This window comes from Streptomyces netropsis, from assembly GCF_014203545.1.
Classification (GTDB): domain Bacteria; phylum Actinomycetota; class Actinomycetes; order Streptomycetales; family Streptomycetaceae; genus Streptomyces; species Streptomyces netropsis.
On sequence record NZ_JACHJG010000012.1, the window covers coordinates 181,853 to 206,918 of the forward strand.

The window sequence follows — 25,066 nt, forward strand, 5'->3', positions numbered from 1 at the left end:
GCGGAGATCCTCGCCTGCCGCAACTACCCGGCCTGCTGGCAGTGCTCCGGTAAGTGCGGCTACAACGCACCCTGCTACGCCTGCTGCAACTCGTCAGGTTGTCCGACTGTGATCTGTCACTGCTAGCAGCCGCACCAGGCAAGAGTGGCCGGTCGAGGGATACCGCCGCCATCGAGCACACACGCACTGGCCGCACTGGCCGGAACCGTGCGCTCCGGCTCCGGTTTCCCCGGCCGGCGACGCCGCCCGCCGGGCGCGGGCGCGCTGACGGCGACGACAGCCGGAGGAGGCAGCCGGGTGGGGTATGTGGCGCTCGGGATCCGCGCTCTGATCGGGGCGGTGTTCCTCGCCTCGTCGATCGGCAAGGTGACCGGACGAGGAGCCTTCGGCCGGTTCGTCTCCTCCGTGGGAGACATGCGGGTCGTGCCACGGCACCGGGCCCGGGCGGTGGCGCGCACGGTGGTGACCGCAGAGTTCGCAGTGTGGCCGGCGCTCACGGCACCGGTGCCGGCCGTCGCCGCGGCGGGGTTCGCGGTGGGCGCCGGTCTGCTGGTGGTGTTCACCTCCGGGATCGCGCTCTCGATGCGGCGCGGTGCGCGGACGCCCTGCCGTTGTTTCGGCGTGTCGGCGAGCCCGCTCGGCCCGCGGCACATCGTCCGCAATCTGGTTCTCACCGCGCTGGCGGTCGTCGGCGCGGTCGCCGTGCTCGTCTCCGGCCCGGTCGATCCGGGCGGGGCGGCCGTGGCGGTGCTCGGCGGCCTGCTGCTGGGCGCATTGGTGGCGACACTCGACGACGTTCTCGACCTGTTCCGGCCCGTGCACCGGCCCTCGGGCCCCGCGCGCGGCCGATGAGCCCTGAGGAGACGACGACATGCCCGTCATGATCGCGGCAGTGGTGCTGGTGGGGGCGCTCTGCGTGCTGGACCTCATCCTGACGCTGGGTGTGGTCAAACGGCTGCGGGAACACACCGCGTTGTTGCTCGAGGTGTCCGGCAACATGCCGGGCAGGCCCCCCGTCCTCGCGGTGGGCGCGGAGATCGGCGAGTTCACCGCCGTCACCGTCGACGGTGAGATGCTGACCCGCGAATCGCTGGCCGGTGACACCCTGGTGGCGTTCTTCTCGCCCAACTGCGAACCCTGCCAGGAGATGCTGCCGAAGTTCGTCGCCCACGCCCGGGCGGCGGGCGGCGGCCGGGACCGGGTGCTGGCCGTCGTGGTCGGCGCCACCGACCGTGCCGCGGGGCAGGTCGCCGAGCTGAGCCCGGTTGCCCGGGTCGTGGTCGAGGGCAGTGACACCGTGCTGACGTCCGCGTTCCAGATCAAGGGGTTCCCGGCGTTGTTCAAGGTGGCCCCGAACGGCGACGGCCGGCCCGTGATCGCGGACAACCGGGTGCAACTGCTGGACACCCCCACCGTGGTGGCATGAGCGGGCCGTCACCCGAGGAGCCCGCCGCCCCGGCCGCCCCGGGCGCGGATCCGCCCGGGGAGCGGTCGGCGAGCCGCGTTCCGCAGATACGACGGATCGTCGCGGCGGGCGCGCTCGTGGCGAAGGCGGCACCCGGCACGCTCGGTGTCTATCTGGTGCTCACGCTCGGGACGGGTGCGCTCCCGGTGGCCACCGCGTGGCTGACCAAGCTGATGCTGGACGGCCTGAGCGGTGACGCCCCCCTGGGAAGGTTGGTCGGCCTGGGAGCGGGGCTCGCCGCGGCGAGTGTCGCCCTCGGGGTCCTGCCGCAGGCCGCCCAGTACTTGCGCGCGGAACTCGGCCGCAGGGTGGGGCTGCTCGCCGAGGACCGGTTGTTCACGGCCGTGGAGGGCTTCGCCGGCCTGGGACGGTTCGAGGACCCCCGCTTCCTGGACCGGCTGAGGCTCGCGCAGAGCGCAGGCGGGGGCACCCCCGGCCAAGCCGTCGACGGCGCCATCGGCATCGCCCGGGCAGCCATCACGATCGTGGGATTCCTCGGATCGCTGTTCCTGCTCAGCCCGTTGATGACCGTACTGGTGCTGGCGGCCTCGGTGCCCACCCTGCTGTCCGAGATCGCGATGGCCCGGCGCAAAGCGCGCACGCTCTGGAACATCGGCCCGATCGAACGCAGGGAGATGTTCTACAGCGAGCTGTTGTCCAGCGTGGAGGCGGCCAAGGAGATACGGCTGTTCGGCATCGGTGCCTTCCTGCGGTACCGGATGCTCGACGACCGCCGTACCGCCAACGCCGCGAAGCGGTCGGTGGACCGACGCGAGGCCCTGGTCCAGTCGGGACTGGGACTGCTCGCCGGGCTCGTCTCCGGCGGCGGCCTGCTCTGGGCGGTGACGGCCGCGCACGCCGGGACCCTCTCGGCGGGCGACGTCGTGATGTTCGTGGCCGCGGTCGCCGGAGTGCAGGGCGCGCTGGCCACCCTGGCCGGCGAAGTCGCCCGGTCCCACCAGGCGTTGCTGATGTTCGAGCACTATCTCGCCGTGACGGATGCCGGACCTGATCTGGCCGCACCCGAGCGGCCCGCGCACCTCACCCCCCTGGTCCGTGGCATCGAACTGCGGGATGTCTGGTTCCGCTATTCCGAGGAACACCCGTGGGTGCTGCGGGGCGTCAGCCTGCGCGTCCCGCACGGTGGGGTGCTCGCCCTGGTCGGGCTGAACGGCGCCGGAAAGTCCACGCTGGTGAAGCTGTTGTGCCGGTTCTACGACCCCGACCACGGCGCCGTGCTGTGGGACGGCGTGGACATCCGCGCCGTCGACGTGACGGAGCTGCGACGGCGGATCGGCGCGGTGTTCCAGGACTACATGCACTACGACATGACGGCGGCGGAGAACATCGCCCTCGGCGATCTGACGGCGCTCGACGACCGCCCGCGCGTCCAGGCCGCCGCCCGGCGGGCGGGTATCCACGACAAGCTCGCCGGCCTGCCGCACGGATACGACACGCTGCTGTCGCGACGGTTCTTCATGGAATCCGACAAGGAGGACCCGGAGACCGGCGTCGTCCTCTCCGGCGGACAGCGCCAACGGCTCGCGCTCGCCCGCGCGTTCCTGCGTGACCGACGCGATCTGATGATCCTGGACGAGCCCTCGGCGGGGCTCGACGCCGAGGCCGAGCACGAGATCCACACCGCGCTGCGAGCCCATCGGGGCGAACGGACCGGCCTGCTCATCTCGCACCGGCTCGGGGCGGTGCGCGACGCCGACCTCATCGCCGTACTGGACGACGGACGGATCGTCGAACAGGGCCCGCACGCCACGCTGATCGACGCAGGAGGACAGTACGCGCGTCTGTTCGCCCTGCAGGCCGCCGGCTACCGGCCCGACGGTGAACCGGCACCCGAGGGAGAGCGGCCATGACGGGCGCGCCGGGGCCGGACCCGCTCGAACAGCGGGCGCTTCCACCGGCCGTCTCCCTCGCGCCGCCCCACCCCGCGCCGCCCGCCCGTCGCGCCGCGCCCGCCCGTCGCCGCCCGCCGTTCGTACGGGTCGCGACACCGCTTCTCGCCCTCCTGACGGTCGGTACGGCGGTGTTGCTGCGTGCCGGGACGGGGCCGTGGGCGATGCTCTGCGGCGCGGCGACGGTGACGACGGGCCTGGGACTGCTCCTCTCCGCGGTGGCGACGCGCGGATTCGTCACGGTCACCGTGCGCGGGGCGAGCATGGCGCCGGCCTACCGGGACGGGGACCGGGTCCTGGTGCGCCGCGGACCCGGGCCCTCGGTGGTGGGGCAGGTGGTCGTGGCCGAGCGGCCGGCGAAGGACGGCACCTGGGCCGCACCGCCCGTGCGGCGCACCGCCACCGCGGCCGAGGTGCACGGACGGCAATGGCTGATCAAACGCGTGGCCGCGGTGGCGGGCGACCCGGTGCCGTCGGCCGCCCTGCCCGGCACGCATGTGCCGGACGGCGGCCTGGTCCTCCTCGGGGACAACCGGGCGGTCAGCTTCGACTCGCGTGACGTGGGGTACTTCCCGACCGACCGCGTGCTGGGAACGGTACGGCGACGGTATCCCGGTGCGTCGGCGGTGCGGTGACGGCCTACGCTTTCCCGGCGTCCCCCTTCCGCCGCTCGGCCCTGTGCAGCAGCAGCGCCGCGAGAGCGCCGCCGAGGAGCACCACCGCCGCGCCCGCCAACTGGCTGGTCTCCACCCCCGAGGCGAACGCGTCCAGCACGTCCGCCCGCTCCCCTTCCGTGCGGGCGTCCGCCAGGGCGGCGGGAAGCGATCCCGCGCCGGCGAGGCCCACGGGGAGCAGGGCGGTGAACCGGGAGTTCATGACGGCGCCCAGGACGGCGACGCCGAGACTGCCGCCGAGTTCGGACATGGTGCCGTCGACCCCGGCTCCGGCCCCGGCCTTCTCCGGCGGAATCGCACCCATGATCGCCTCGGCGATGGCCGGGTTGGCGAGCGCGCAGCCCGCGCCCATGAGGACGAGGCCGGTCAGCAGCACCCCGTAGCCCTCCGCGGGGAAGGCTCCGACGACCGCGAACCCGCCCGCCAGCGTCCCCACACCGAGGGCGATGGCGAGCGGCAGCCCGAGGCGGCGCAGCAGCCGTGTCGAGATCCCGGTGAAGTTCAGGGCGACGACCGTGAGCGCGAACGGCGCCGTCCGCAGGCCCGCCTCCAGCGGTGTGTAGCCGCGGACGAACTGGAGCTGCTGGGTCAGCAGGAAGAGCGCACCGGTGCTGCCGAAGGTGATGAGGACGACGCCCACGATGGCCCCCACGAACCGGCGGTCGCGGAAGAAGCGCAGGTCCAGCATGGGGTGCGGGACACGGCTCTCCCACAGCGCGAAGACACCGAGGACGAGCACACCGCCCAGGGCCGGCAGCAGCACCCGGCCCGTGCCCCAGCCGTGCTCCGGCCCCGAGACGACCGCGAAGACGACCGCGGCCATGCCCACGGTGGACAGCAGCGCGCCGAGCAGATCGGGCCGCTGCCCGGCCGCGCTCTTCGACTCGGGCACCAGCGCCCAGGCCGCGACGAGGCCGAGCAGCACCACCGGGATGTTGACCAGGAAGATCGCCCCCCACCGGAAGTGGGCGAGCATCACACCACCGAGCAGGGGGCCGGCGGCGAAGCCGAGGGCGTTCACCGCGGCCCAGACGCCGATCGCCCGCAGGCGCTCCTCGGCGTCGAATATCTGCATGACGACGGCGAGGGTGGTGGTCAGCAGCAGCGCACCGCCGACGCCCATGCCCGCACGGGCCGCGATCAACTCCCCGGTGGAATCGGCGAACCCGGCCGCCAGCGATCCCACACCGAACAGCGCGAGGCCGACGAGCAGCATCTTCTTGCGACCGTAGCGGTCGGCGGCGCTGCCCCCGGCGAGCAGCAGACCGGACTGCACGAGCGAGTACGCGTTGATGATCCACTGGACGTCCGCGGTGCTCGCGCCCAGGTCCCTGGTGAGGGACGGCACCGCCACGTTCAGGACGGTGTTGTCCAGCAGCACGGTGAGCTGCGCCAGGCAGATCACCGCGAGGACCAGCCACCGGGTGGGGAGCCGGGCCCCGGCCGTGGTCCCGGTGGCGTCCGAAGTCACCGTCACGGCCGGGACCGCGGGGCGAAGCGGGCGAGGGGATTGGCCAGGTCACCCACCAGCTGGAGGGCGGCCGAGGGGTCCGTCAGGTCGACCATCTGCTGGTTGTCGCGCAGCTGCAGCCGGTTGAGGCAGGACAGCGCGAACCGCTCCGCGAACATGTCGTACTGCTCGAACTTCTCGGCCAGGTGCGGGACGGACGCCTGGTAGTCGCGGACGCACTCGGCGACGGTCCGCCAGAAGGTCTCCTCCGCCAGGGCGCCCTCGGTGGCCAGGATGCCGTTGAGGTAGCGGAAGAAGCAGTCGAAGACGTCGGTGAAGATCGACAGGAGCTTCATGTCCTCGGGCACGTCGGCCCGGACACGCCGGACCTCCGGCGGCAGGGCCGCGTCCGGGTCCATCACGACGATCTCCTCGGCGATGTCCTTGAAGATCACCCGCTCGACCGTGCCGCCGTCCAGGACCAGGATGACGTTCTCGCCGTGCGGCATGAAGGCCAGGTCGTAGGCGTAGAAGCTGTGCAGCAGCGGCGTCAGATACGCGTCGAGGTAGCGCCGCAGCCACACCTCGGGCGCGAGCCCGGACTGCTCGATCAGCGCGGCCGCGAAGGAACGGCCCTCGTGGTCGGTGTGGAGCAGGCCGGCCATGGTGGCCAGGCGCCGGCCCGGTTCGAGACCGGCGACGGGGCTCTCGCGCCACAGCGCGGCGAGCATCTTGCGGTAGGGGGAGTGGCGGTCGGTGGCGGCCTCGTACTGGCGGTGGTGGTAGCCGACGGCCGCCCGCTCGCGGATGATCGACAGGCGCGCCCGGCGCAGGACGTCGTCGTTGTCGACGAGGTGGGCGAGCCAGTCGTTGATGGCCGGGGTCGCCTCCATGTACGCGGCCGAGAGGCCCCGCATGAAGCCCATGTTCAGCACCGACAGGGCCGTCTTCACGTAGTGCTTGGACGGGGCGCTGGTGTTGAAGAAGGTGCGGACCGACTGCTGGGCGAGGTAGTCGTCCTCGCCGGGGCCGAGGCAGACCAGGCGCTGCCGGGCGAGCTCGGCGGCGAAGGTCACCGACAGCTTGTTCCACCACTGCCAGGGATGCACGGGGATGAGGTGGTAGTCGGCGAGGTCCAGGCCGAGGCCCGTCATGGTGTCCGCGAAGCGGGCGAGGACCGGCTCGCCCAGCTCCGCGCGCATCAGGGCGTCGTAGTCGAGGCCCGCACCCGAGGTGAAGGTGGAGTGGTCGCGGTGGGCCGCCAGCCAGATCAGCCGCACGGGGCTCGCGGTCTCGGGGGCGTACGCGTGGTACTCGTCCACGCCGAAGCCGAGCCTGCCGTTGTTGGCGACGAAGCCGGGGTGACCCTCGGTCATTCCGGTCTCTATCGCCTGGAAGTCCGCCTCGGCCAGTTCGGCGGCCGTGATCTGTGGCTTGCCGAGCTTGTAGGCCGTGCCCGCCAGGGTGGAGCTGATCTCCTCCAGGTAGACCGGGAGGATCTTGTCGGCGAGGCCGAGCGCGTCGCGCAGCTCGATGTGGAAATCGAGTGCGTCCAGCGGGAGTTCGGTGTCACCACGGTGCCGGGTGATGCTGTCCGCGTCGATGTGCCAGTGGTCGAGGGCCAGCAGACGGGCGGCGAAGCGGTACTCGACCGACCCGTCGTCACCGCGTACGACGTACCGGCCGTCCGGGGTCCGCTCGGGGGCGAGGAGCCGTTCGTGGGAGAACTCGGCGAGCGCCTTACGGATCAGCTGCCGGTTGGCGCGGTCCCAGGCGTTTGGGGTCAGATGGGAGACGGCTTCACGGGGGTTCACGCGGTCACTCCTCGGGTGGCGGCCGGCTCGGTGGAATCGAGGAACCGGTCGCGGGTGCAGATGCTCAGCAGCGCGTCCTTCTCGGGCTTCGAGATCGTGCGCACGGCCTCGAAGCCGACGGCGGCGTTGAGCGTGTGGACGGCGGTGTTGCGTATGTCGGGTTCGACCACGACGCGCAGGGTCGCCGGGTCGGCGAAGAGCCAGGCCATGACCGTGGTGATCACGGCACGGGTGAACCCGTGCACCGGGGTGTCGGCCGGCGCGCACAGGAAGTGCATGCCGACGTCGCCGGGCTGCGGGACGTACAGTCCCACCAGCTCGACCCGGGCGGGGTCGTAGCGTTCGGCCAGGAAGGCGGGGTGGCCGTCCAGCAGTCCGATGAAGGCATCGTGGTGCGGATGCTCGGCGATCTCGCGGTACGCCTGGGCGACCTCGGCCACGTCGGCGTCCTGCATCATCCAGAACGCCGCCTTGGGATGGGTGACCCAGCCGTGCACCAGCTCGGCGTCGGCGGCCGGGTCGAGCGGGCGCAGGGTGAATTCCCCGAGCCGTTCGTCGGTACGGGCGAAGACGGTCTCGTTCATCGGACGACACCCTCCGGCGCCCCGAACTCCTGGAAGGCGATGGCCTTCTCCACGGGGTAGTGCTCGCGGCCCAGCAGCTCGCGAATGATCCAGGAGTTGCGGTACGGGCCCATGCCCAGGTCGGGGGAGGTGATGCTGTGCGTGTGGGTACCGGCGTTCTGCAGGAAGACACCGCGTCCGGTGACGTCGATGCTGTAGTTGCGGGCGACGTCGAAGCGCCCGTGCCCGTCCCAGCGGATCCGGTCGTGCAGCGGCTCGAGGAAGGCCGGCGGGCGGTAGCGGTATCCGGTGGCCAGGACGAGGCCCTGGGTGGTGAGCGAGAAGTCCCGCTCCTGCTCCACATGGCGCAGACCGAGCGTGTACGTACCGGCCGCCTCGTCGTACGAGGCGCTCTCCAGCGCGGTGTTGGTCATCAGCCGGGTGGGGACCGGGCCCGCGATGCTCTTCTGGTACAGCAGATCGAAGATGCTGTTGATCAGCTCCGCGTCGATGCCCTTGAACAGGCTCTTCTGTTCGGCTTCGATCCGGTACCGGGTGTCTTCGGGGAGGGCGTGGAAGTAGTCCACGTACTCCGGGGACGTCATCTCCAGCGTGAGCTTGGTGTACTCCAGCGGGAAGAAGCGCGGGGACCGGGTGACCCAGTTCAGCCGGTAGCCGTGGGTGTCCGCGTCGCCGAGCAGGTCGTAATAGATCTCGGCCGCGCTCTGGCCGCTGCCGACGACGGTGATGCTCTCCTTGCGCTGCAGCTCCGCCTTGCCCTCCAGATAGCGGGAGTTGTGGAGGAAGTCCCCACCCAGCTCCTGGCACGCGTCCGGGACGTACGGCGGGGTGCCCGTGCCGAGCACGAGGTGCCGTGCGCGGTGCGCGGTCTTCTCCCCGGTGGCGACCGCGACCGCGTGGACGGTGTAGAGACCGTCGCCCTCGTCGTACTCGACGGAGGTCACCTCATGGCCGAACCGGACGCTGCGGAGCTTGGCCGCGGCCCAACGGCAGTAGTCGTTGTACTCGCTGCGCACGGGATAGAAGATCTCGCGTATGTAGAAGGAGTACAGCCGCCCGGATTCCTTGAGGTAACTGAGGAAGGAGTACGGGGAGGTGGGGTCGGCCAGCGTGACGAGGTCGGCCATGAAGGGGGTCTGCAGCGTGGCGGAGTCCAGCAGCATCCCCGGGTGCCAGTCGAAGTGCGGCTTGCTCTCCAGGAAGAGGCCGTCGAGTTCGTCGAGCGGTTCGGTCAGACAGGCGAGGCCCAGATTGTAGGGGCCCAGCCCGATCGCGATGAAGTCATGTGTGGACATGGGGGTCTCCGTGCGGGGTGGAACGGGCAGGTGGGGGGAGGGGAGAAGGGTTCAGCCGGCGCGGTGGCGGAGCTCGGGGGCGAGCCGCTCGTTCACGTACCGGCCGGCGTGCTCGGCGAGGAGGTCGAGGACGTGCGCGATGTCGTCCAGCGAGGTCTCCGGGTTGAGCAGGGTGAATTTCAGGTAGTGGTGGCCGTCGACCTTGGTGCCGGCCACGACGGCCTCGCCGGAGGCTGCCAGTGCCTCACGCGCGAACAGATTGGCCCCGTCGGCCAGGTCCCGGGCCGGGCCTTCCGGCGGCAGGTAGCGGAAGACGACGGTGCTGAGCTGGGATTTGGTGACGACCTCGAAGCGCGGGTCGTCGGTGAGCAGTTCCCAGGCCCCGGCCGCGCGGTCGATGACCTCGTCGAAGAGCGCGCCGACCGCGTCGGCACCCATGATGCGCAGCGTCAGCCACAGCTTGAGCGCGTCGAAGCGGCGGGTGGTCTGGATGCTCTTGTCGACCTGGTTGGGGATGCGCTGCTCGGCCATGCGGGCCGGGTTGAGGTAGTCGGCGTAGTAGGTCGCGTGCCGCAGCACGGCTCGGTCGCGCACCAGGACCGCGCTGGAGCTGACCGGCTGGAAGAAGGACTTGTGGTAGTCGACGGTCACGGAGTCCGCGCGCTCGATGCCGTCGAGCAGGTGGCGGCGGGTCGGGGAGACCAACAGCCCGCAACCGTAGGCCGCGTCCACGTGCAGCCACAGGCCGGCCCACTCGCACAGGTCGGCGATCTTGGGGAGCGGGTCGATGGAGCCGAAGTCCGTGGTGCCGGCCGTGGCGACGACGGCCATGATCACCAGGTCGTCGGCGTGGCAGCGTTCGATCTCGCGGGCGAGGGCGGCCGGCCGCATGCGCCGCTCGGGGCCGGTGCCGACGGCGATGACGGCGTCCTGGCCGAGGCCGAGCAGCTTCGCCGACTTCTGGACGCTGAAGTGGCTGGCCTCGGAAGTGAGAATGCGCAGGCGCGGCAGGATGTCGTGGCGCGAGAGCGGGGTCGGGGAGTTCTTCGCGGCGAGTGCGCAGGCCTCGTCGCGGGCGAGCAGCAACGCCTGGAAGTTGGACTGGGTGCCGCCGCTGGTGAAGATGCCGTCGGCGTCCTGGCCGAGGCCGATGCGTTCGGCCGTCCAGTCGATCAGGCGGCGCTCGATGAGTGTGCCGCCCGCGCTCTGGTCCCAGGTGTCGAGCGAGGAGTTGACGGCGGTGAGCACCGCCTCGCCGAGCAGGGCCGGAATCAGCACCGGGCAATTGAGGTGCGCGAGATAGCGCGGGTGGTGGAAGTAGACGGCGTCACGCAGATAGACCTCCTCGAGTTCGTCGAGGGCGGCGGTGGGGTCGTTCAGGGGCTGTTCCAGGTCGATCCCGTCGATTTCGGGCGCGAGCCGGGCGGGGGATATCCCGCTGAACGGCCGCTCGGTGCCGGCGATGCGGGCGGCCACCCGGTCGACGCCGTCGGCGAGTGAACGCCGGTAGTTCTCGACCGTGCGGTGGTTGAAGAGGTGCGGACTGGCGCCCGCAGCCCTGGCTCCGGGGGCCTGTGTCCCGGCTCCTGCCGAAGGGGCTTCGGCGATGTGCCCCTGGAAACTCATGATCTGTCCTTCCGGTCACGAACGTGATCGACTTAGGTAAGGCTAACCTAACTTACTTCGGCGCTGGGAAGCGCCGGCCGCCATGGGTGAGCTGGCCTTTTGGGTGGCTCGGGCGAATGTCGCGCACGGGGGAAGCGTGGATTCCGGTGCGGCGCCGAGGTGTGGCGCCCGACGAGCCGACTTAGGTTAACCTAACCTAAGTTTCATCCCGGATGGGTGCTGCCGCACCGCTCGCCGGCCGCACCCCGGCCCCGGTGTTCCCGCGCCCAAGTGGCAACGGATCCCCGGCAGTTCGGTGACCGGATGCGGTCCCGCGGGTAGCCGACAGTCCGGCCGTACCCGCCGCCCCGCCGCCACCGGCGTGGCCGTACCGGCGCATGGCGCCAAGGAGACAATGTGAGCATCAAGGTCTACCGGGACGCTTGGGGGATTCCGCATCTGCGGGCCGACAGCCCGACCGAACTCGCCTTCGCTCAGGGCCGCACCACCGCCGTGGACCGGGCCTGGCAGATCGAGGTCGAACGCCACCGGTCACAGGGCGGCACGGCTGCCTTCCTGGGCGCCGACGCCGTCGGCTGGGACCGGTTCGCCCGTCAGGCCCGACTGGACGACACCGCCCGGCGCTGCTTCCTGGGCCTCGACGCCGATACCGGCGCCTGGGTCACGGCATACGTCGACGGAGTCAACACCGGCCTCGCCGACGGAGCGCGGCGGGCGGGGCAGTTCGCGGCGACGGGACTGGCTCCCGGCCGGTGGGAGCCGTGGACGCCCCTGGGGATCTGGCTGTCCCACCACATCCTCTTCGCGGGTTTCCCCGCCAAGCTCTGGCGCGAGGAGGTCGCCCGCCTGCTCGGCCCCGGGATGACCGGGCTGTTCGCCACCGACGGCCCCGCCACCTCCGGGAGCAACGGCTGGCTGGTCACCGGCGACCGCACGGTCACCGGGGCCCCGCTCATCGGGGGCGACCCGCACCGCTTCATCGAGGACCCGGGCATTTACCAGCAGATCCACCTGGCGTGCCCGGAGTACGACGTGGTCGGCCTGGCCGTCCCGGGCGTCCCGGGCATCGCCCACTTCGGCCACACCGGCGGTGTCGCCTGGGCGATCACCAACGCCATGGCCGACTACCAGGACCTCTACGAGGAACGGCTACGCCGTCGCGGAACGGACGTGGAAGCGCTCGGCCCGCGGGGCTGGCGGCCCGCCGCGGTCCACACCGAGACCATCGAAGTGGCCGGGGCGGACCCCGTCGAGGTCGAGGTGATCGAGACCGAGCGCGGCCCGGTCGTGATCGGCGGCCCGGACGACGCGCGCGCCCTCAGCCTCCGCTGCCCACCACGGGTCCGCGAGGACCTCGGCTTCGGCACACTGCCCGCACTGCTGCGGGCCACCACCGTCGCCGACGTGGACCGGGCCTTCGACCAGTGGACGGAGCCGGTCAACGTCGTCCAGGCCGCGGACACCGAAGGCGGCCTGCTGCACCGGGTCGCGGGCCGGGTGCCGCTGCGACACCGGGACAACCGACTGCGCGTCGTGCCGGCATGGGTGCCCGGCCACGAATGGCAGGGGTGGCACGAGCCGATGCCGCGCGCGGTGGTCGACGGCATCGCGGTCATGGCGAACGAGCGGGGCCTGGCCGCACCGCTGGGCGCCGAGTTCGCACCACCGCACCGGGCCGACCGGATACGTCAGCTGCTGGAAACCTCGACGTCCTGGTCCGCCGAGAACATGGCGGCCGTCCACACCGACACCTGGTCGGCTTCGGCCCGGCCGCTGCTGGACCTGCTGGCAGGACTGGACGGGCTGAGCGCCGAAGCCCTTCGGCTGCGGGAGCGGCTGCTGCGCTGGGACCGCAGGATGGAGGCCGACAGCACGGACGCCGGAGCATACGCCGCTGTCCGGGCGGAAGTGGTGCGACGGCTGGCCGCTCACCCGGCACTGGCCGAACTGGCCGGTCCCGCCCCGTACCCGGACCTGTTCCTGCCGTGGCTCGCCCTCGTCCCACGGGTCGCGTTCGCGCTGGAGCATCTGCTGAACGATGACGTGCTGCCCGGCGTCGACCGGGCCGGACTCGTCCGCGCGGCCGTCGAGGAGGTGGCCTCCGCGGCTGACGCGCCGGTGGCATGGGGGGAGACGCATCGGCTCGCGCCGTGGCAGTCACTGCCCGGCGAGGAACCGGGAGGGTGGCCGGGGCTCTCCGGCGACCACGACTGTGTGCTGTCCACCTCCAGTGTCCCCGGCGTCACCGACCTCAGCGCGCGCGGACCCGCGGCACGCTACGTCTGGGACCTCGCGCGGCGCGAGAACAGCCTGTGGGTGGTCCCCTTCGGCGCCAGTGGTGTACCCGGCGACGCCCACCACCGAGACCAACTGCCCCTGTGGCTGCGGGGAGACCTCATCCCCGTGGTCACTGACTGGAACCTTCTGACCGAGGAGCGAAATGATCTCTGAGACCCCCACCCACCGGACGGCCGTGCACGAGCAGGTGGTCGAGGGTTTCGGCACGGTACGTGTCGTCCCCGTGCACCCCCGGGCCGACCTCGATGTGATCCACACCTGGGTCGGTCAGGAGCGGGCACGCTTTTGGGGCATGCGGGAGGCGGGCCGCGAGCGGGTCCTGGAGATCTACGAGTACCTGGACTCCCTCCCCACCCACCACGCCTATCTCCTGCACCGGGACGGCCGGCCCGTCGCGCTCTTCCAGACATACGAGCCGGAGTCGGACCCGGTCGGCGCGTGCTACGACGTACAGCCCGGTGACTTCGGCATCCACCTCCTGATCGGACCCGCCGCGGGGGAGCCGGAGCGGGGTTTCACCGACACCCTCCTCTCCGTGTTCCTCACCTTCGTCCTGGCGGACCCCGGCAGGCAGCGGATCGTGGCCGAACCGGACGCCCGCAACGCCAAGGCCATCGCCCGTCTCACCGGGGCGGGGTTCGTGCCCGGACCCGAGATCGACCTTCCCGAGAAGCGGGCCCGGCTGGTCTTTCTGAGCCGTGACACCTTCATGGGCCGCGCCTGAGCAGGAAGCCGGGTTCGCACGCCCTACCGGTCCGCTGGGGCCGACCGGTAGGGCGGCGCCTGTTCAACGCCCAGGCCGCCGCCTACCGAAGCAAGGAAGCCGCTCCATAACCACTGCTTCTGTCAGGAGGAACAGTCAGCTCTTGGACTTCTGGATCGCCTTCCCACAGAGTTGGTTCCACGCCGAGAGGAACCGCACAGAGGAGCAAGGCATGGCCGACTTCGTTCTCATCCCGGGTATGTGTCACGGCGGTTGGTGTTTCGACGCGCTCGCCGAGCAGCTGCGGCAGCACGGTCACCGCGTCCACGCGCTGACGCTCACCGGTCTGAGCGAGCGAGCGGACCAGCTGACTTCCACGGTGAATCTCGATACGCACATCCAGGACGTGGTGGACGTGCTGGTGACCGAGCAGATCGAGGACGCGGTGCTCGTCGGCCACAGCTACGGGGGGATGGTCGTCAGCGGGGTCGCGGACCGGGTGCCCGAGCGGGTGGATTCGCTGGTCTACCTGGACGCCGTCGTGCCGGACGACGGCGATTCCTGCTGGAGCCTCGTCCCCGACGAGCGGGAGTGGTATCTGGATGTCGGCGAGACGGGCTACGCAGTCCCGTCGCTGCCGTTCTTCGACCCGCGCGCCACGGCCCATCCGCTGGCTTCGCTCCTCCAGCGGATCCGGCTGACCGGCGACGCCGGGCGGTTCCGGCGCCGGGAGTACGTCTACGCGACGTTGTGGGACGGCCGGTCGCCGTTCGCCTCGACCTATCAGCGGCTGCGTGAGGATCCGACGTGGACGGTGCACGCGCTGGAGAGCAGGCACAACCTCATGCGGGATGTGCCGGACGACCTGGTGAAGATTCTGCTCCAGTCCCTCGAGGAGCCGGCCCGCCCTGCCGGTCGGCAGGAGCGGATCGGATCCGACGAGGCAGAGGGCTCCCGCCCGTGAGCGGGAGCCCTCCCCTCACTGGCGCGACGAACCGCCGGTCAGGCGCACCGTGCTGAGGATCTTCCGGACCGTCGCGTCCGGAACCTCCTCCTTCACGCCCTTCACGCCGTGGAACGTCCAGGACACGAAGTCGCCCTTGGAGTCCTTGAAGGCGAACGCGGTGGCCTTGCCGTCGGTGCCGCACTTGCCTTTCTTCCCGACGCCGGAGGACGTGGCCGTCGCCACGCTGCCGGTGATGCCGGACGCCGTGGTGAAGGACTCCACGGTGCCGGGCTTGACCTTCGACCGGTCCGGCTGGGTGTAGCCGCCGTAGATCCACTGGCTCACGTTGTGGCGGGCGGCCTCCTCGGTGCTCTTGGCGCCGTTCTCACCGCGGGAACCGGCAGCGGCGATCGGGGTGTTCTCGGTGGTGCCGTTCTTGTCCTCGTCGGACGTGCACCACTGCTCCTCGAGTACCGCCGGGGCCAAGAACCCGACGAGGGGGGTGTCCTCCGGATCCTTGTTGTCGGAGACGTAGCTGGCCCAGTCGGCATCCTTGCGCTGCCACTTCGCGGGAACGTCGAAGGCGATGCCCCGCTTGGGGTTCACCACGACCTTCCAGCCGGGAACCACCGGCTTGGGCTCGGCACCGCCGCGTCCGTCGTCACCACCCGTGGGCGTCGGCTCGGACGCCTTGGACGGCGCGGACTCGGTCGGTTCGGGGCTCGCCGCGTCGTCCTTGTCGCCGCCCAGGACCAGGAAGCCGGTGACGCCGGCCGCGATGACGACAGCGGCCGCCACGGCGACGGCGATGACGGTCGTCCTCTTTCCTCCGCCGCGCGGCGGCTGGGGTGCCGCGGCCGGGGTGGTGGGGGCGATCCACGGCGGTGCCTGTTGCGGCTCCAGGTACGGGTTCGTCTGCGTGGGCTGCTCGTGCGGGTTCGGCTGTCGGTACGGATTCGCTTGGGGGTCCTGCGGGTCCCGCTCGCCCCCGGCAGCTGTTTGTCCTGGCCACATGAGGAGCAACCCTATGCGTCGGCCATCGGAGGGGGTGCGCCAGGGCCCGTCAGCCGGCCGACGTCGCTTCGTAGAGGCCGCGGCCGGTGCGCTGTGCCCGTCCCGCCTTGACCAGCCGTTCGAGCGCGGTACGCACGGCGTTGATGCTGCCCGGGGTGTCCTCGCGCCCCAGCGCGAGGGCCGCCTCGCGGGCCCGGACCGGGGCGTCGGCCCGGGCGAGGTACGCCACGAGGTTCCTGGTCAGCCCCTGGATCCGCTGCTTCGGCAGCACCGGCTGCGGTGCTGCCGGAGCGGGGGACGCGGCTGCCTTCGCCGCGGAAGGCTTGCGGGCCTTCGATGTGACGGCGGCCTTCGACGTGACAGTGGCCTTCGACGTGACGGCGGTCCTTGCCTTGGCGGGGGTCTTCGCCTTGACACGGCTCCCGGCCTTCCGCTTCGCGGGGGTGGGCTCCCCGGCTTCCGGCTGTGGGGTCGGCGTGGCGGAGGAGAGCAACTGAAGACTGTGCAGGGCGGCACGGACGGATTCCAGGCGCTCGGTGACCGCGGTCAGCTCCGTCTCCAGGCTCTGTCGGTGCTTCTCCAACGGGGGGAGTGCCGTCCGCAACAGTTCCACGGTCTTCGCGACCTCGCTGTGCGTACCGAAGGTGGAGGGCATGCAGGGCTCCTCTCTGCGGGCGTGACACGTGAGGTGCCGGCCCGTGGGTGTTGCGCGGCAGCCTAAGCCCGCCATGGTGCGCTGAGAAGTGGCTGTTGCGAACCACTACGACCGCTTGCCCGGGAATCCCCGGCGAGGGGCGCCGGGGGCGGCGCACCGTGGAAACGGTGGCTTATGGCAGCCGCGGCCGCACGGAGGGAGACTGATATCCACGGCGGTCGTCCGGTCGCCGCGAGCACGTGGAATGAGACGGCATGCAACACCAGACAGTGAAGGACGTGATGACCCGAGAGGTCGTCAGGGTGGTACCGGAAACGGGCTTCCGCGAGATCGTGACCCTGCTGACCGAGTTCGACATCACCGCCGTCCCCGTCGTGGACGTCGACGACCGGCCCGTAGGAGTGGTTTCCGAGGCGGACCTGATGCGTACTCAGGTGGCTCAGGACGACACGGAATCCGATCTGCCGGCCCTGCCTCCCGGTCCCGCGGCGGTCACGGCCGGGCAGCTGATGACCAGCCCCGCGGTGTGCACCACGCCGGACGTGAGTGTGGTGGCCGCCGCCCGCGTGATGGCCGGCCGTCACGTCAAGCGGCTGCCGGTGGTGGACGGCCACGGACGGCTGGTCGGCATGGTCAGCCGGGGCGACCTGCTGAGGGTGTTCCTCCGCGACGACAAAGCCATCCGCACCGAGATCGTGGAGGAGGTCCTCGACGACGTGACCGGGGTCAGCCCCGCGGCGGTGGGCGTCGAGGTGGAGCAGGGACTGGTGGTGCTCAGCGGCACGATCGAGCCGCCCGAACTCGTACCGCTGGTGCTGCGCCTGTGCCGGGCGGTCGACGGCGTCGTATCGGTCACCGACCGCACCAACGGGGCGGTCGCCCGGGCCGCGGAGGCCGCTTCCGAATCCTGAACCCGTCCCTCACTCGTGTGGGGCGACCGCCACCGGGCAGGGCGCGTGATGCAGGGCGGACTGCAGTACGGGGCCGATGTGCGGCCCCAGGCCGGACCGGGGCTTGTGCCGACGGCCGATGACGAGCAACCCGGCCCCGGCCGCCGCCTTGGTGATCACCCGGGCGGGGCTCTCCAGGTGAACGCTCTCCTTCACGTCCACCCCCGGGAACTTCTCCCGCCACGGACGCAGCGCGTCACCCAGCAGCTTGCGCGCGTCGCGCGTCAGGTCCTCCACGACATCGGGGTCCATGCCCCAAGGCGCGTAGGCCTGCACGGGCAGCTTCCCCGCGTGGACGGCGTGCAGGGTGGCACCGCGGCGGGCGGCACCGGCGAAGGCGAACTCCAGGAGACGGTCGCACGGGCCCTGCAGGTTCAGCCCCACGACCACCTCACCGTCGGCGGCCGGGGGAGGCGTCTGTGCTGCCGTGTCCTCCTGGGCGCGGACGAGCACCACGGGTGTGTCGGTATGAGCCACCACGTGCAAGCCGACGTCCCCGAGGAAGTAGGCGGCGATGGGCCCCATGCCCCGGGACCCGAGGACGAGCAGGTCCGACTCCGCGGCGGCCGCCAGCAACGCCGGGGTGGGGTCCTCCGCCACCAGTTCCTCGGTGACCGGCAGCTCCGGGTAGAGCCGGTGGACCTCCCGTTGTGCGTCGTCGACGATCTTCTTCGACCAGTAGTCCCGGTCGCTCTCCGCCGTGGTCTCCTCCCCGGCGGCGGAGAGCAGGATCCACGCGTGGAGCATCCGCAGCGTGCAGCCGCGCAGCCGCGCCTCCTGAGCCGCCCACAGGGCGGCAGAGCGACTCTCCGGAGAACCGTCGAGCCCTACGGTGATGACGGGGTCCATGACGAGTGCCTCCATCTCCTCGGGATCACTTCGGCGTCCCTCCGGGCGGAATCCCGACGAGAGGGCTCGGTTTCCTCCCCCTCCCATCATGCGGCGCTCGGCGGCCGCCCGCTCAGGGGCCGGATCCCCTCGCACCCCGGGCCACGGGGTGCGACCGTGGTGATGAGGCCTTTACGGCGATCGCGGAGAGTTGGTGGAATCATGGAGATTCCGGTGGTCGTAGGGGTGGACGGGTCGGAAACCGGGCTGCGGGCGGTGGACTGGGCCGTGGCGGAGTCGCTGCGCCTGGGCCTGCCCCTTCGCATGGTCTATGCCTCCTTGTGGGAGCGCTACGAGGGAGGCGGGCCACCGGACCCCGAGCGCCCCTCCGAACAGGTCCTCGCCGATCACATCGTCTCCGCGGCGATGGAACACGCCCGTCGGCTGGCCCCGGAGATACGGGCCTCCTCGCTGATCCGGCCGCAGGACGCCGTGACGGCCCTCCTGGAGGAAGCCCGCTCGGCCACGATGGTCGTCGTCGGCTCGCGGGGCCGGGGCGGGCTCGCCGGGCTGCTCCTGGGCTCGGTGAGCCTGTCCCTGGCTGGCCGGTCCCACTGCCCGGTGGTGGTGGTCCGCACCGCGCGGCCCGGCCCTGCCACGGAACCGCACGGGGTCGTGGTCGGCGTCGGTGGTGCCGCCGAAAGCGGGCAGGCCCTCCGGTTCGCCTTCCGCGAGGCGGAGACACGCCGATCCCCACTGGTCGCGGTCCGGGCCTGGCGCTCCCCGATGCACCGCCCGATGGGCAACCCCCTCTTCACGGGCGATCCGGAGGCCGCGCACCGGCGGCAGGCCACGGACATCCTGGACGACGCCCTCGCGGGCTTCGAGCGCAGCCATCCCGACGTGGACGTGCGCCGCGAGACCGTGGAGGGCTCCGCGCACCACGCGCTGCTGACGGCGGCCGCCACCGCGGAACTTCTCGTCGTCGGCGCGCGGCGGCTGTCCGGGCACGGCGGGCTTCAGCTCGGCCGGGTCAACCACGCCGTGCTGCATCACGCGCCCTGCCCGGTCGCCGTCGTCCCCGAGCGGATGTGACGGGCACCCCCGCTTCGGTGGTGATCAGGTGCGGGCGTCAGTGGCCGGCGCACCGTCCGGTTCCGGGGTGCCGTATCCGCCGCCGCCCGGGGTCTCCACCACCAGCACATCGTCCGTCCCCACCTCGACGGAGTCGCATCCGGCCATCTGCACCGTGCTGCCGTCCGCACGCTCCACGCGGCCCGTGCCCAGGGCCCCCGGGGAGCCGCCGGCCATGCCGTAGGGCGGCACCCGGCGGTGGCCGGCGAGCGTGCTCACCGTCATCGGCCGACGGAAGCGGATCCTGCGTACGGCGCCGTCGCCGCCGTGCCACCGTCCCGAACCGCCGCTGCCGTGCCGCACCGCGAATTCCTCGAGCAGCACGGGGAAGCGCCATTCGAGGACCTCGGGGTCGGTCAGCCGTGAGTTGGTCATATGGGTCTGCACCACGGACGCGCCGTCGAACCCCGCGCCCGCGCCCGAGCCGGAGGCGACGGTCTCGTAGTACTGGTGGCGTTCGTCGCCGAAGGTGACGTTGTTCATGGTGCCGGAGCCCTCGGCCTGCACACCCATGGCGGCGTAGAGCGCCCCGGTGATGGCCTGGGACGTCTCGACGTTGCCCGCGACCACGGCGGCCGGAAAGACCGGCGCCAGCATCGAGCCCGGCGGGATGACGATCCGCAAGGGCCGCAGACAGCCGTCGTTGAGGGGGATGTCGTCGGCGACGAGGGTCCGGAAGACGTAGAGCACGGCCGCCGCCACCACGGAACTCGGCGCGTTGAGGTTCGAGTCCAGCTGCGGTGACGTACCCGTGAAGTCCACCGTCGCCGTGCGGTGTTCGCGGTCCACCGAGACGCGCACGGCGATGACCGCCCCGGAATCCGTCTCGTAGCGGTACGCGCCGTCGTCGAGCGCGTCGACGACCCGGCGTACGGCCTCCTCCGCGTTGTCCTGGACGTGGCGCATATAGGCCTGCACCACGTCCAGGCCGAAGTGGTCGATCATCTTGCCGACCTCCTCCACTCCCTTGCGGTTGGCGGCGATCTGGGCGCGCAGGTCGGCGAGGTTGGTGGCCGGGTTGCGGGACGGGTAGGGCGCCTCGGTGAGCAGCCGCAGCGTCTCGGCCTCCCGGAGACTGCCGTTCTCGACGAGCAGCCAGTTGTCGAACAGCACGCCCTCCTCGTGGATCTCGCGGCTGTTCGCCGGCATGGAGCCGGGGGTCAGCCCGCCGATCTCCGCGTGGTGCCCACGGGAGGCGACGAAGAACAGGATCCGCGCGCCCGCGGGTCCCGCCCGGCCGGCCCCGTCGCCGAAGACGGGGGTCACCACGGTCACGTCCGGCAGGTGGGTGCCGCCGTGGTACGGGTCGTTGACCGCGTAGGCGTCGCCGGGTTTCATGGCCCCCTCACGGCGGCGGACGACTTCCTTCACCGCGGTGCCCATCGAACCGAGGTGTACCGGGATGTGCGGGGCGTTGGCGACGAGGTTGCCTTCGGGGTCGAAGAGGGCGCACGAGAAGTCGAGCCGCTCCTTGATGTTGACGGACTGCGCCGTCGACTCCAGTCGCGCGCCCATCTGTTCGGCGATGGACATGAAGAGGTTGTTGAAGATCTCCAGGAGGACCGGATCGGCCGTGGTCCCGACGTCGGCCTCGGCGGGCGCAGCCACCCGTTCGACGAGCAGGTGACCCGCCGGGACGGTGGCCGCGTGCCAGCCCGTGTCCACGACCGTGGTGGCGTTGGCCTCCGTGATGACGGCCGGGCCGGTCACGGAAGCACCGGGCCGCAGGTGTTCCCGGCGGTGGAGGGGGACTTCCCGCCAGGCGCCGTCCGTGAAGAGGGACGCGGTGCCGCCTTCCGGGACTGCCGTGCCTTCCCCGTGGAGGTTGCCGAGGGCGTCGAGGTCGGGCTGGAGCGTGAGGCCGGTCGCCTCGACCGACAGGGACTCGACGACGATCGGGCGGTCCATGAGGAAGGAGTACGTCGCCCGGTGACCCGCCTCGAACGCCGCGGTCATGGTGGCCGGGTCGGTGAGGTCGACCGGCGCGGTGGTGTCGGTGCCGTCATAGCGCAGGTGCGCGCGTCGCGCGACCCGGATGTGCTCGGCGGGGACGTCCTCGTCGAGGAGTTCGGAGCGCGCCGCCGACTCCAGTTCCCCGGCGACCGCGTTGATCCGCTCCATGTGCGCTTCTTCGAGGGGCGCCTCCACCGACTGCTCGCGCATCGCCGTGGTGTCGGCGAGGCCGATGCCGAGCGCGGAGAGCACACCGGCCATCGGCGGTACGAGCACGGTGCGGATACCGAGCGAATCGGCCACCGCGCACGCGTGCTGGCCGCCGGCGCCGCCGAAGGTCGTCAGCGCGTAGCGCGTGACGTCGTGGCCCTTCTGGACGGAGATGCGTTTGATCGCGCTGCCGATGTTCGCCACGGCGATCCGCAGATACCCCTCGGCGACCTGTTCGGGCGAACGGCGGTCGCCCGTACGCGTGTGGATGTCCTCCGCCAGCTCGGTGAACCGCCGCCGCACGACGTCGCAGTCCAGGGACCGGTCGCCGTCCGGTCCGAACACGTGGGGGAAGTGCGCGGGCTGGATCCGGCCGAGCATCACGTTGGCGTCCGTGACGGTCAGCGGGCCGCCGGCGCGGTAGCAGGCGGGCCCCGGGGCGGCGCCGGCCGAGTCCGGGCCCACCCGGTAGCGGCTGCCGTCGAAGTGCAGGACCGACCCGCCGCCGGCCGCGACGGTGTGGATGTCCAGCATGGGGGCCCGCAGCCGGACACCCGCCACCTGTGTGGTGAACACCCGCTCGTAGTCACCCGCGAAGTGCGACACGTCGGTGGACGTGCCGCCCATGTCGAAGCCGATCACCTTCTCGAAGCCCGCCAGCCGTGACATGCGCACCATGCCGACGATGCCCCCGGCCGGGCCGGACAGGACCGCGTCCTTGCCGCGGAAGTGCCCCGCTTCGGCGAGACCGCCGTTGGACTGCATGAACATCAGCCGCACGTCCCGCAACCGGTCGGCGACCTGCTGCACGTAGCGCCGCAGGACCGGTGAGAGATAGGCGTCGACGACCGCGGTGTCCCCCCGCGGCACCAGCTTCATGAGCGGGCTGACCTCGCTGGACAGCGACACCTGCGGGAATCCGATCCGCTCGGCGAGGTCACCGATCGCCCTCTCGTGCGCCGGGTGCAGATGGCTGTGCAGGCACACCACCGCCACCGCGCGGATGCCGTCGTCGTGGGCGCGCCGCAGCTCGGTGGCCAGAGGGCCGAGTTCCGGGGCGCGCAGGACCGTGCCGTCCGCGGTGATGCGTTCCTCGACCTCGATCACCCGCTCGTACAGGGCCCGGGGGAGGGTGATCGCCCGGTCGAAGATCCGGGGCCGGTTCTGGTAGCCGATGCGCAGCGCGTCACCGAAGCCGCGGGTGATGACCAGTGCCGTCCGCTCGCCCTTGCGCTCCAGAAGGGCGTTGGTCGCCACCGTGGTGCCCATCCGTACGGCTTCCACCGTGCCGCTCGCGACGGTCTGGTCCTCCCGCAGGCCGAGGAGCGTGCGGATCCCGGCCACGGCGGCGTCGCGGTAGCGGGCGGGGTCCTCCGACAGGAGCTTGTGCGTCAGCAGCCCGCCGTCGGGGCGGCGCGCCACGATGTCGGTGAACGTACCGCCCCGGTCGACCCAGAACTGCCACTTCCCACCAGCGCCGTCCGTCACGTCCGCTCCCTTCACCGCCGGCCGCGACGCGGCCCGCCCACGGCCTCTACCGCAGGGTGATCTCCTCGCCGGTGCCCCGATCGCGGGCGGCGGCGAGGACCAGTGCCGCGGCGGCGGCGTCCTGCACTGCCACGCCCACCGATTTGTAGAGGGTGATCTGCTCCGGCGAGGTGCGTCCCGGCTTGTCTCCCGAGACGAGCTCGCCCAGTTCGGTGTGGACGTGCCCGGCGGTGACGACGCCGTCGCGGATCGGTTCCACCAGGTCGTTGCTGCCGGTGGGGAAGGGGGCCAGCGCGGTCCGCCGCGACTCGACGCACACCAGCGCGTCGGCGACGGTGGCGTCGTCGATCTCGCGGCCCTTCGGGTTGAACCCGACCGAGGTGATGTGCACTCCGGGTGTCAGCCAGGGGCGGCGGACCACCGGGTCGGTGGCGTGGGTGGCCGCCGCGGCGATGTCGGCGCCGTCGAGCGCCTCGGCGTAGGTCGGCACCGCCCGTACCTCGGCGTCGAGTACGGACGACAGGTCCTCGGCCAGGGCGGCCGCCTTCGCCGGGTTCCGGCCCGCCACCCGGATCTGCCGGATCGGGCGGACCCGGCACATGGCGCGGGCGTGGGAACGGGCCTGCACCCCGGTGCCCAGCACGGCCAGCACCGACGCGTCCTCGCGGGCCAGGAGCCGCGCCGAGAGCGCGGAGCAGGCAGCGGTGCGTTCCGTGGTGATGGCCGTACCGTCCAGCAGGCCCACGGGCTCGCCCGTCTCCGGGTCGAACACGACGATCAGTGCCTGGTGGGTGGGCAGCGGCGTTCCCGCGTTGCCGGGAAAGAGGGAGACCAGCTTGCTCATGAGCGCCCCGGCCGAGGGCACGTAGCCCGGCATGGCGCCCAGCAGCCCCTCGCGCTCGGGCACCAGCGCGGCGACCCGGTCCGGCGCCGAGGCGCGGCCCGCACTGAGGTCGGCCATCGCCGAGGCCAAGGTGTCGATCAACTCGTCCAGGTCGAGCAGGGTCTCGACCTGGGTGGGCCCCAGAACCAGCACACGCCTCAGCCTCCCGAATCGCCGTTCCGCCGCCGCGGTCGGGGTGTCGGCCCACCGTCCGGGCCGGCCGGCCACGAACGCACCGCGCCGCCGGGCACGTTCACCGGTACGCGTCCGACCCCGTTCGACTGTACGCGTCGCGCTCCTCGGAACGGTGGAGCCGGGCCCACGCTGGTGGAGGTGCCGTGCATGGCCTCCCGGAACAGGTCCGGCATCACCGGGACCTCGGCGCCGAACGGGCTGGACCGGGCGTCCGGGCCCCGGGCGATCCGGGCTCATGCGCAGGCGGAATCGGGTGATGTGGTGACGTACCGACAGTAAACCGCCGGGGGTTATCCCGGTGGGCGCAGGCCGGCGGTCAGGGTGAGGCTGCCCGGCAGGGCCGCGCAGGCGTCGCGCACATGGGCGGCCAGGCCGGCGCGCGTGAGGGTGCCCGGTCCGGCCGTCCAGGTGTCCAGGGCGCAGTGGAAGGCGGCGACCAGCATGTCCACGGCCAGTCGGGTGCGCGGATCGTCGGGGGTGGCCAGATCGAGGCGGCGGTACAGGGTGGCGAGCGCGGCCCGGCCGGTGTCATGGCAGAAGTGCAGGCCGTGGGCGTCCATCGACGGGGTGGCCGCGGCCAGCTGACGGGTGAGCAGGACGCGGTGGGCCCATCCGTCGGCGGTCATCCGGTCCATCGCCGCGAACAGGGCCTCTTGCAGCATCTCCAGCACCGGGCGGCCCCCGGGCTCGCGCGTCTCCAGGTCCTCGAGGAAGGCCCGCCACAGGTCCTGGGTCGGCGCCATGGCGACGTCTTCCTTGCTGGCGAAGTAGCGGAAGAAGGTGCGCTTGGAGACCTCCACCGCGTCGCAGAGCTCGTCGAGGGTCACTCCGTTGAAACCCCGCTCGGTGAATAGCTCCAGGGCGGTGTCGACCAGGGTCTGTCGCGTGCGCAGCTTTTTGCGTTCGCGCAGCGGGAGCCGGTCGTCGTGGTCGCGGGGCGGCAGCGCGTTGCTCATGGCGGCAAGCGTACCCGAGGGGTGAATGCCACTTG

Annotated in this window: 20 protein-coding genes; 9 read left to right on the forward strand and 11 right to left on the reverse strand. The window is 71.7% G+C overall.

Features of this window, described 5'->3' with window-relative positions; translation table 11 throughout:
* Positions 1–297: 297 nt before the first annotated feature.
* Genes FHS38_RS26165 through FHS38_RS26180 form a run of 4 tightly spaced genes read left to right on the forward strand, consistent with a single transcriptional unit; the run spans position 298 to position 4,010 of the window.
* A complete protein-coding gene (locus FHS38_RS26165) occupies positions 298–852 on the forward strand; it encodes a MauE/DoxX family redox-associated membrane protein (RefSeq protein ID WP_184737469.1) in 555 nt (184 codons plus the stop codon).
* A gap of 19 nt (positions 853–871) precedes the next feature.
* A complete protein-coding gene (locus tag FHS38_RS26170) occupies positions 872–1,426 on the forward strand; it encodes a thioredoxin domain-containing protein (RefSeq protein WP_184737471.1) in 555 nt (184 codons plus the stop codon).
* Positions 1,423–3,336 carry an ABC transporter ATP-binding protein gene (locus FHS38_RS26175; protein WP_184737473.1) on the forward strand — a complete coding sequence of 638 codons (1,914 nt, stop codon included), beginning with the start codon at positions 1,423–1,425 and terminating at the stop codon, positions 3,334–3,336. The genes FHS38_RS26170 and FHS38_RS26175 overlap by 4 nt, the downstream gene beginning before the upstream one ends.
* Positions 3,333–4,010, forward strand: a complete 678-nt coding sequence (locus tag FHS38_RS26180) for a S26 family signal peptidase (protein ID WP_229822864.1) — start codon at positions 3,333–3,335, stop codon at positions 4,008–4,010. Before FHS38_RS26175 ends, FHS38_RS26180 begins: the two co-directional genes overlap by 4 nt.
* Before the next feature lie 4 nt (positions 4,011–4,014).
* On the opposite strand, the gene FHS38_RS26185 is transcribed toward FHS38_RS26180, so the two are convergent.
* Genes FHS38_RS26185 through FHS38_RS26205 form a run of 5 tightly spaced genes read right to left on the reverse strand, consistent with a single transcriptional unit; the run spans position 4,015 to position 10,818 of the window.
* Positions 4,015–5,526, reverse strand: coding sequence for an MFS transporter (locus tag FHS38_RS26185; RefSeq protein WP_229822865.1), 1,512 nt, complete (start codon positions 5,524–5,526; stop codon positions 4,015–4,017).
* Positions 5,523–7,313 carry an IucA/IucC family protein gene (locus tag FHS38_RS26190; protein WP_184737476.1) on the reverse strand — a complete coding sequence of 597 codons (1,791 nt, stop codon included), beginning with the start codon at positions 7,311–7,313 and terminating at the stop codon, positions 5,523–5,525. Before FHS38_RS26190 ends, FHS38_RS26185 begins: the two co-directional genes overlap by 4 nt.
* Positions 7,310–7,897, reverse strand: coding sequence for a GNAT family N-acetyltransferase (locus FHS38_RS26195; RefSeq protein WP_184737478.1), 588 nt, complete (start codon positions 7,895–7,897; stop codon positions 7,310–7,312). Before FHS38_RS26195 ends, FHS38_RS26190 begins: the two co-directional genes overlap by 4 nt.
* The gene (locus FHS38_RS26200) at positions 7,894–9,192 is read right to left on the reverse strand and encodes a lysine N(6)-hydroxylase/L-ornithine N(5)-oxygenase family protein (RefSeq protein WP_184737480.1); all 1,299 of its coding nucleotides are present in this window, start codon (positions 9,190–9,192) and stop codon (positions 7,894–7,896) included. The genes FHS38_RS26195 and FHS38_RS26200 overlap by 4 nt, the downstream gene beginning before the upstream one ends.
* Before the next feature lie 51 nt (positions 9,193–9,243).
* Entirely contained in the window at positions 9,244–10,818 is a 1,575-nt protein-coding gene (locus tag FHS38_RS26205; RefSeq protein ID WP_184737482.1) for a pyridoxal phosphate-dependent decarboxylase family protein, read from the reverse strand.
* Between the two features lie 396 nt (positions 10,819–11,214).
* Between FHS38_RS26205 and FHS38_RS26210 the strand changes: the two genes are divergently transcribed.
* The 3 genes from FHS38_RS26210 (at position 11,215) to FHS38_RS26220 (ending at position 14,783) form a co-directional block, all read left to right on the forward strand.
* The gene (locus tag FHS38_RS26210; protein ID WP_184737484.1) at positions 11,215–13,269 is read left to right on the forward strand and encodes a penicillin acylase family protein; all 2,055 of its coding nucleotides are present in this window, start codon (positions 11,215–11,217) and stop codon (positions 13,267–13,269) included.
* On the forward strand, positions 13,259–13,840 hold the full coding sequence (locus tag FHS38_RS26215) for a GNAT family N-acetyltransferase (RefSeq protein ID WP_184737487.1): 582 nt from the start codon (positions 13,259–13,261) through the stop codon (positions 13,838–13,840). The genes FHS38_RS26210 and FHS38_RS26215 overlap by 11 nt, the downstream gene beginning before the upstream one ends.
* 211 nt (positions 13,841–14,051) lie before the next feature.
* On the forward strand, positions 14,052–14,783 hold the full coding sequence (locus FHS38_RS26220) for an alpha/beta fold hydrolase (RefSeq protein ID WP_184737489.1): 732 nt from the start codon (positions 14,052–14,054) through the stop codon (positions 14,781–14,783).
* 15 nt (positions 14,784–14,798) lie between these two features.
* On the opposite strand, the gene FHS38_RS26225 is transcribed toward FHS38_RS26220, so the two are convergent.
* Positions 14,799–15,779, reverse strand: coding sequence for a DUF8017 domain-containing protein (locus FHS38_RS26225; RefSeq protein WP_184737491.1), 981 nt, complete (start codon positions 15,777–15,779; stop codon positions 14,799–14,801).
* 49 nt (positions 15,780–15,828) lie between these two features.
* Positions 15,829–16,434 carry a hypothetical protein gene (locus FHS38_RS26230; protein WP_184737493.1) on the reverse strand — a complete coding sequence of 202 codons (606 nt, stop codon included), beginning with the start codon at positions 16,432–16,434 and terminating at the stop codon, positions 15,829–15,831.
* Between the two features lie 254 nt (positions 16,435–16,688).
* Here FHS38_RS26230 and FHS38_RS26235 point away from each other — a divergent pair, with 254 nt between their 5' ends.
* A complete protein-coding gene (locus tag FHS38_RS26235) occupies positions 16,689–17,345 on the forward strand; it encodes a CBS domain-containing protein (RefSeq protein WP_184737495.1) in 657 nt (218 codons plus the stop codon).
* 9 nt (positions 17,346–17,354) lie between these two features.
* On the opposite strand, the gene FHS38_RS26240 is transcribed toward FHS38_RS26235, so the two are convergent.
* A complete protein-coding gene (locus FHS38_RS26240) occupies positions 17,355–18,233 on the reverse strand; it encodes a universal stress protein (RefSeq protein ID WP_184737497.1) in 879 nt (292 codons plus the stop codon).
* 201 nt (positions 18,234–18,434) lie between these two features.
* Between FHS38_RS26240 and FHS38_RS26245 the strand changes: the two genes are divergently transcribed.
* Positions 18,435–19,307, forward strand: a complete 873-nt coding sequence (locus FHS38_RS26245; protein ID WP_184737499.1) for a universal stress protein — start codon at positions 18,435–18,437, stop codon at positions 19,305–19,307.
* Between the two features lie 24 nt (positions 19,308–19,331).
* On the opposite strand, the gene FHS38_RS26250 is transcribed toward FHS38_RS26245, so the two are convergent.
* From FHS38_RS26250 to FHS38_RS26260, 3 genes are all read right to left on the reverse strand, one after another.
* Complete coding sequence (locus tag FHS38_RS26250; protein ID WP_184737501.1) at positions 19,332–22,997, reverse strand: hydantoinase B/oxoprolinase family protein; 3,666 nt, start codon at positions 22,995–22,997, stop codon at positions 19,332–19,334.
* Between the two features lie 46 nt (positions 22,998–23,043).
* On the reverse strand, positions 23,044–24,033 hold the full coding sequence (locus tag FHS38_RS26255; protein ID WP_184737502.1) for an ornithine cyclodeaminase family protein: 990 nt from the start codon (positions 24,031–24,033) through the stop codon (positions 23,044–23,046).
* 332 nt (positions 24,034–24,365) lie between these two features.
* Positions 24,366–25,031, reverse strand: coding sequence for a TetR/AcrR family transcriptional regulator (locus FHS38_RS26260; protein WP_184737504.1), 666 nt, complete (start codon positions 25,029–25,031; stop codon positions 24,366–24,368).
* Positions 25,032–25,066: the final 35 nt, after the last annotated feature.

What these genes read in the sequence shown, in the direction of transcription:
- FHS38_RS26230 (WP_184737493.1), bottom strand. Translation starts at nt 16,434, where the DNA reads ATGCCCTCCACCTTCGGTACGCACAGCGAGGTCGCGAAGACCGTGGAA.
- FHS38_RS26240 (WP_184737497.1), bottom strand. Translation starts at nt 18,233, where the DNA reads ATGGACCCCGTCATCACCGTAGGGCTCGACGGTTCTCCGGAGAGTCGC.
- FHS38_RS26195 (WP_184737478.1), bottom strand. Translation starts at nt 7,897, where the DNA reads ATGAACGAGACCGTCTTCGCCCGTACCGACGAACGGCTCGGGGAATTC.
- FHS38_RS26180 (WP_229822864.1), top strand. Translation starts at nt 3,333, where the DNA reads ATGACGGGCGCGCCGGGGCCGGACCCGCTCGAACAGCGGGCGCTTCCA.
- FHS38_RS26175 (WP_184737473.1), top strand. Translation starts at nt 1,423, where the DNA reads ATGAGCGGGCCGTCACCCGAGGAGCCCGCCGCCCCGGCCGCCCCGGGC.
- FHS38_RS26170 (WP_184737471.1), top strand. Translation starts at nt 872, where the DNA reads ATGCCCGTCATGATCGCGGCAGTGGTGCTGGTGGGGGCGCTCTGCGTG.
- FHS38_RS26245 (WP_184737499.1), top strand. Translation starts at nt 18,435, where the DNA reads ATGGAGATTCCGGTGGTCGTAGGGGTGGACGGGTCGGAAACCGGGCTG.
- FHS38_RS26200 (WP_184737480.1), bottom strand. Translation starts at nt 9,192, where the DNA reads ATGTCCACACATGACTTCATCGCGATCGGGCTGGGCCCCTACAATCTG.
- FHS38_RS26225 (WP_184737491.1), bottom strand. Translation starts at nt 15,779, where the DNA reads ATGTGGCCAGGACAAACAGCTGCCGGGGGCGAGCGGGACCCGCAGGAC.
- FHS38_RS26205 (WP_184737482.1), bottom strand. Translation starts at nt 10,818, where the DNA reads ATGAGTTTCCAGGGGCACATCGCCGAAGCCCCTTCGGCAGGAGCCGGG.
- FHS38_RS26220 (WP_184737489.1), top strand. Translation starts at nt 14,052, where the DNA reads ATGGCCGACTTCGTTCTCATCCCGGGTATGTGTCACGGCGGTTGGTGT.
- FHS38_RS26235 (WP_184737495.1), top strand. Translation starts at nt 16,689, where the DNA reads ATGCAACACCAGACAGTGAAGGACGTGATGACCCGAGAGGTCGTCAGG.
- FHS38_RS26215 (WP_184737487.1), top strand. Translation starts at nt 13,259, where the DNA reads ATGATCTCTGAGACCCCCACCCACCGGACGGCCGTGCACGAGCAGGTG.
- FHS38_RS26260 (WP_184737504.1), bottom strand. Translation starts at nt 25,031, where the DNA reads ATGAGCAACGCGCTGCCGCCCCGCGACCACGACGACCGGCTCCCGCTG.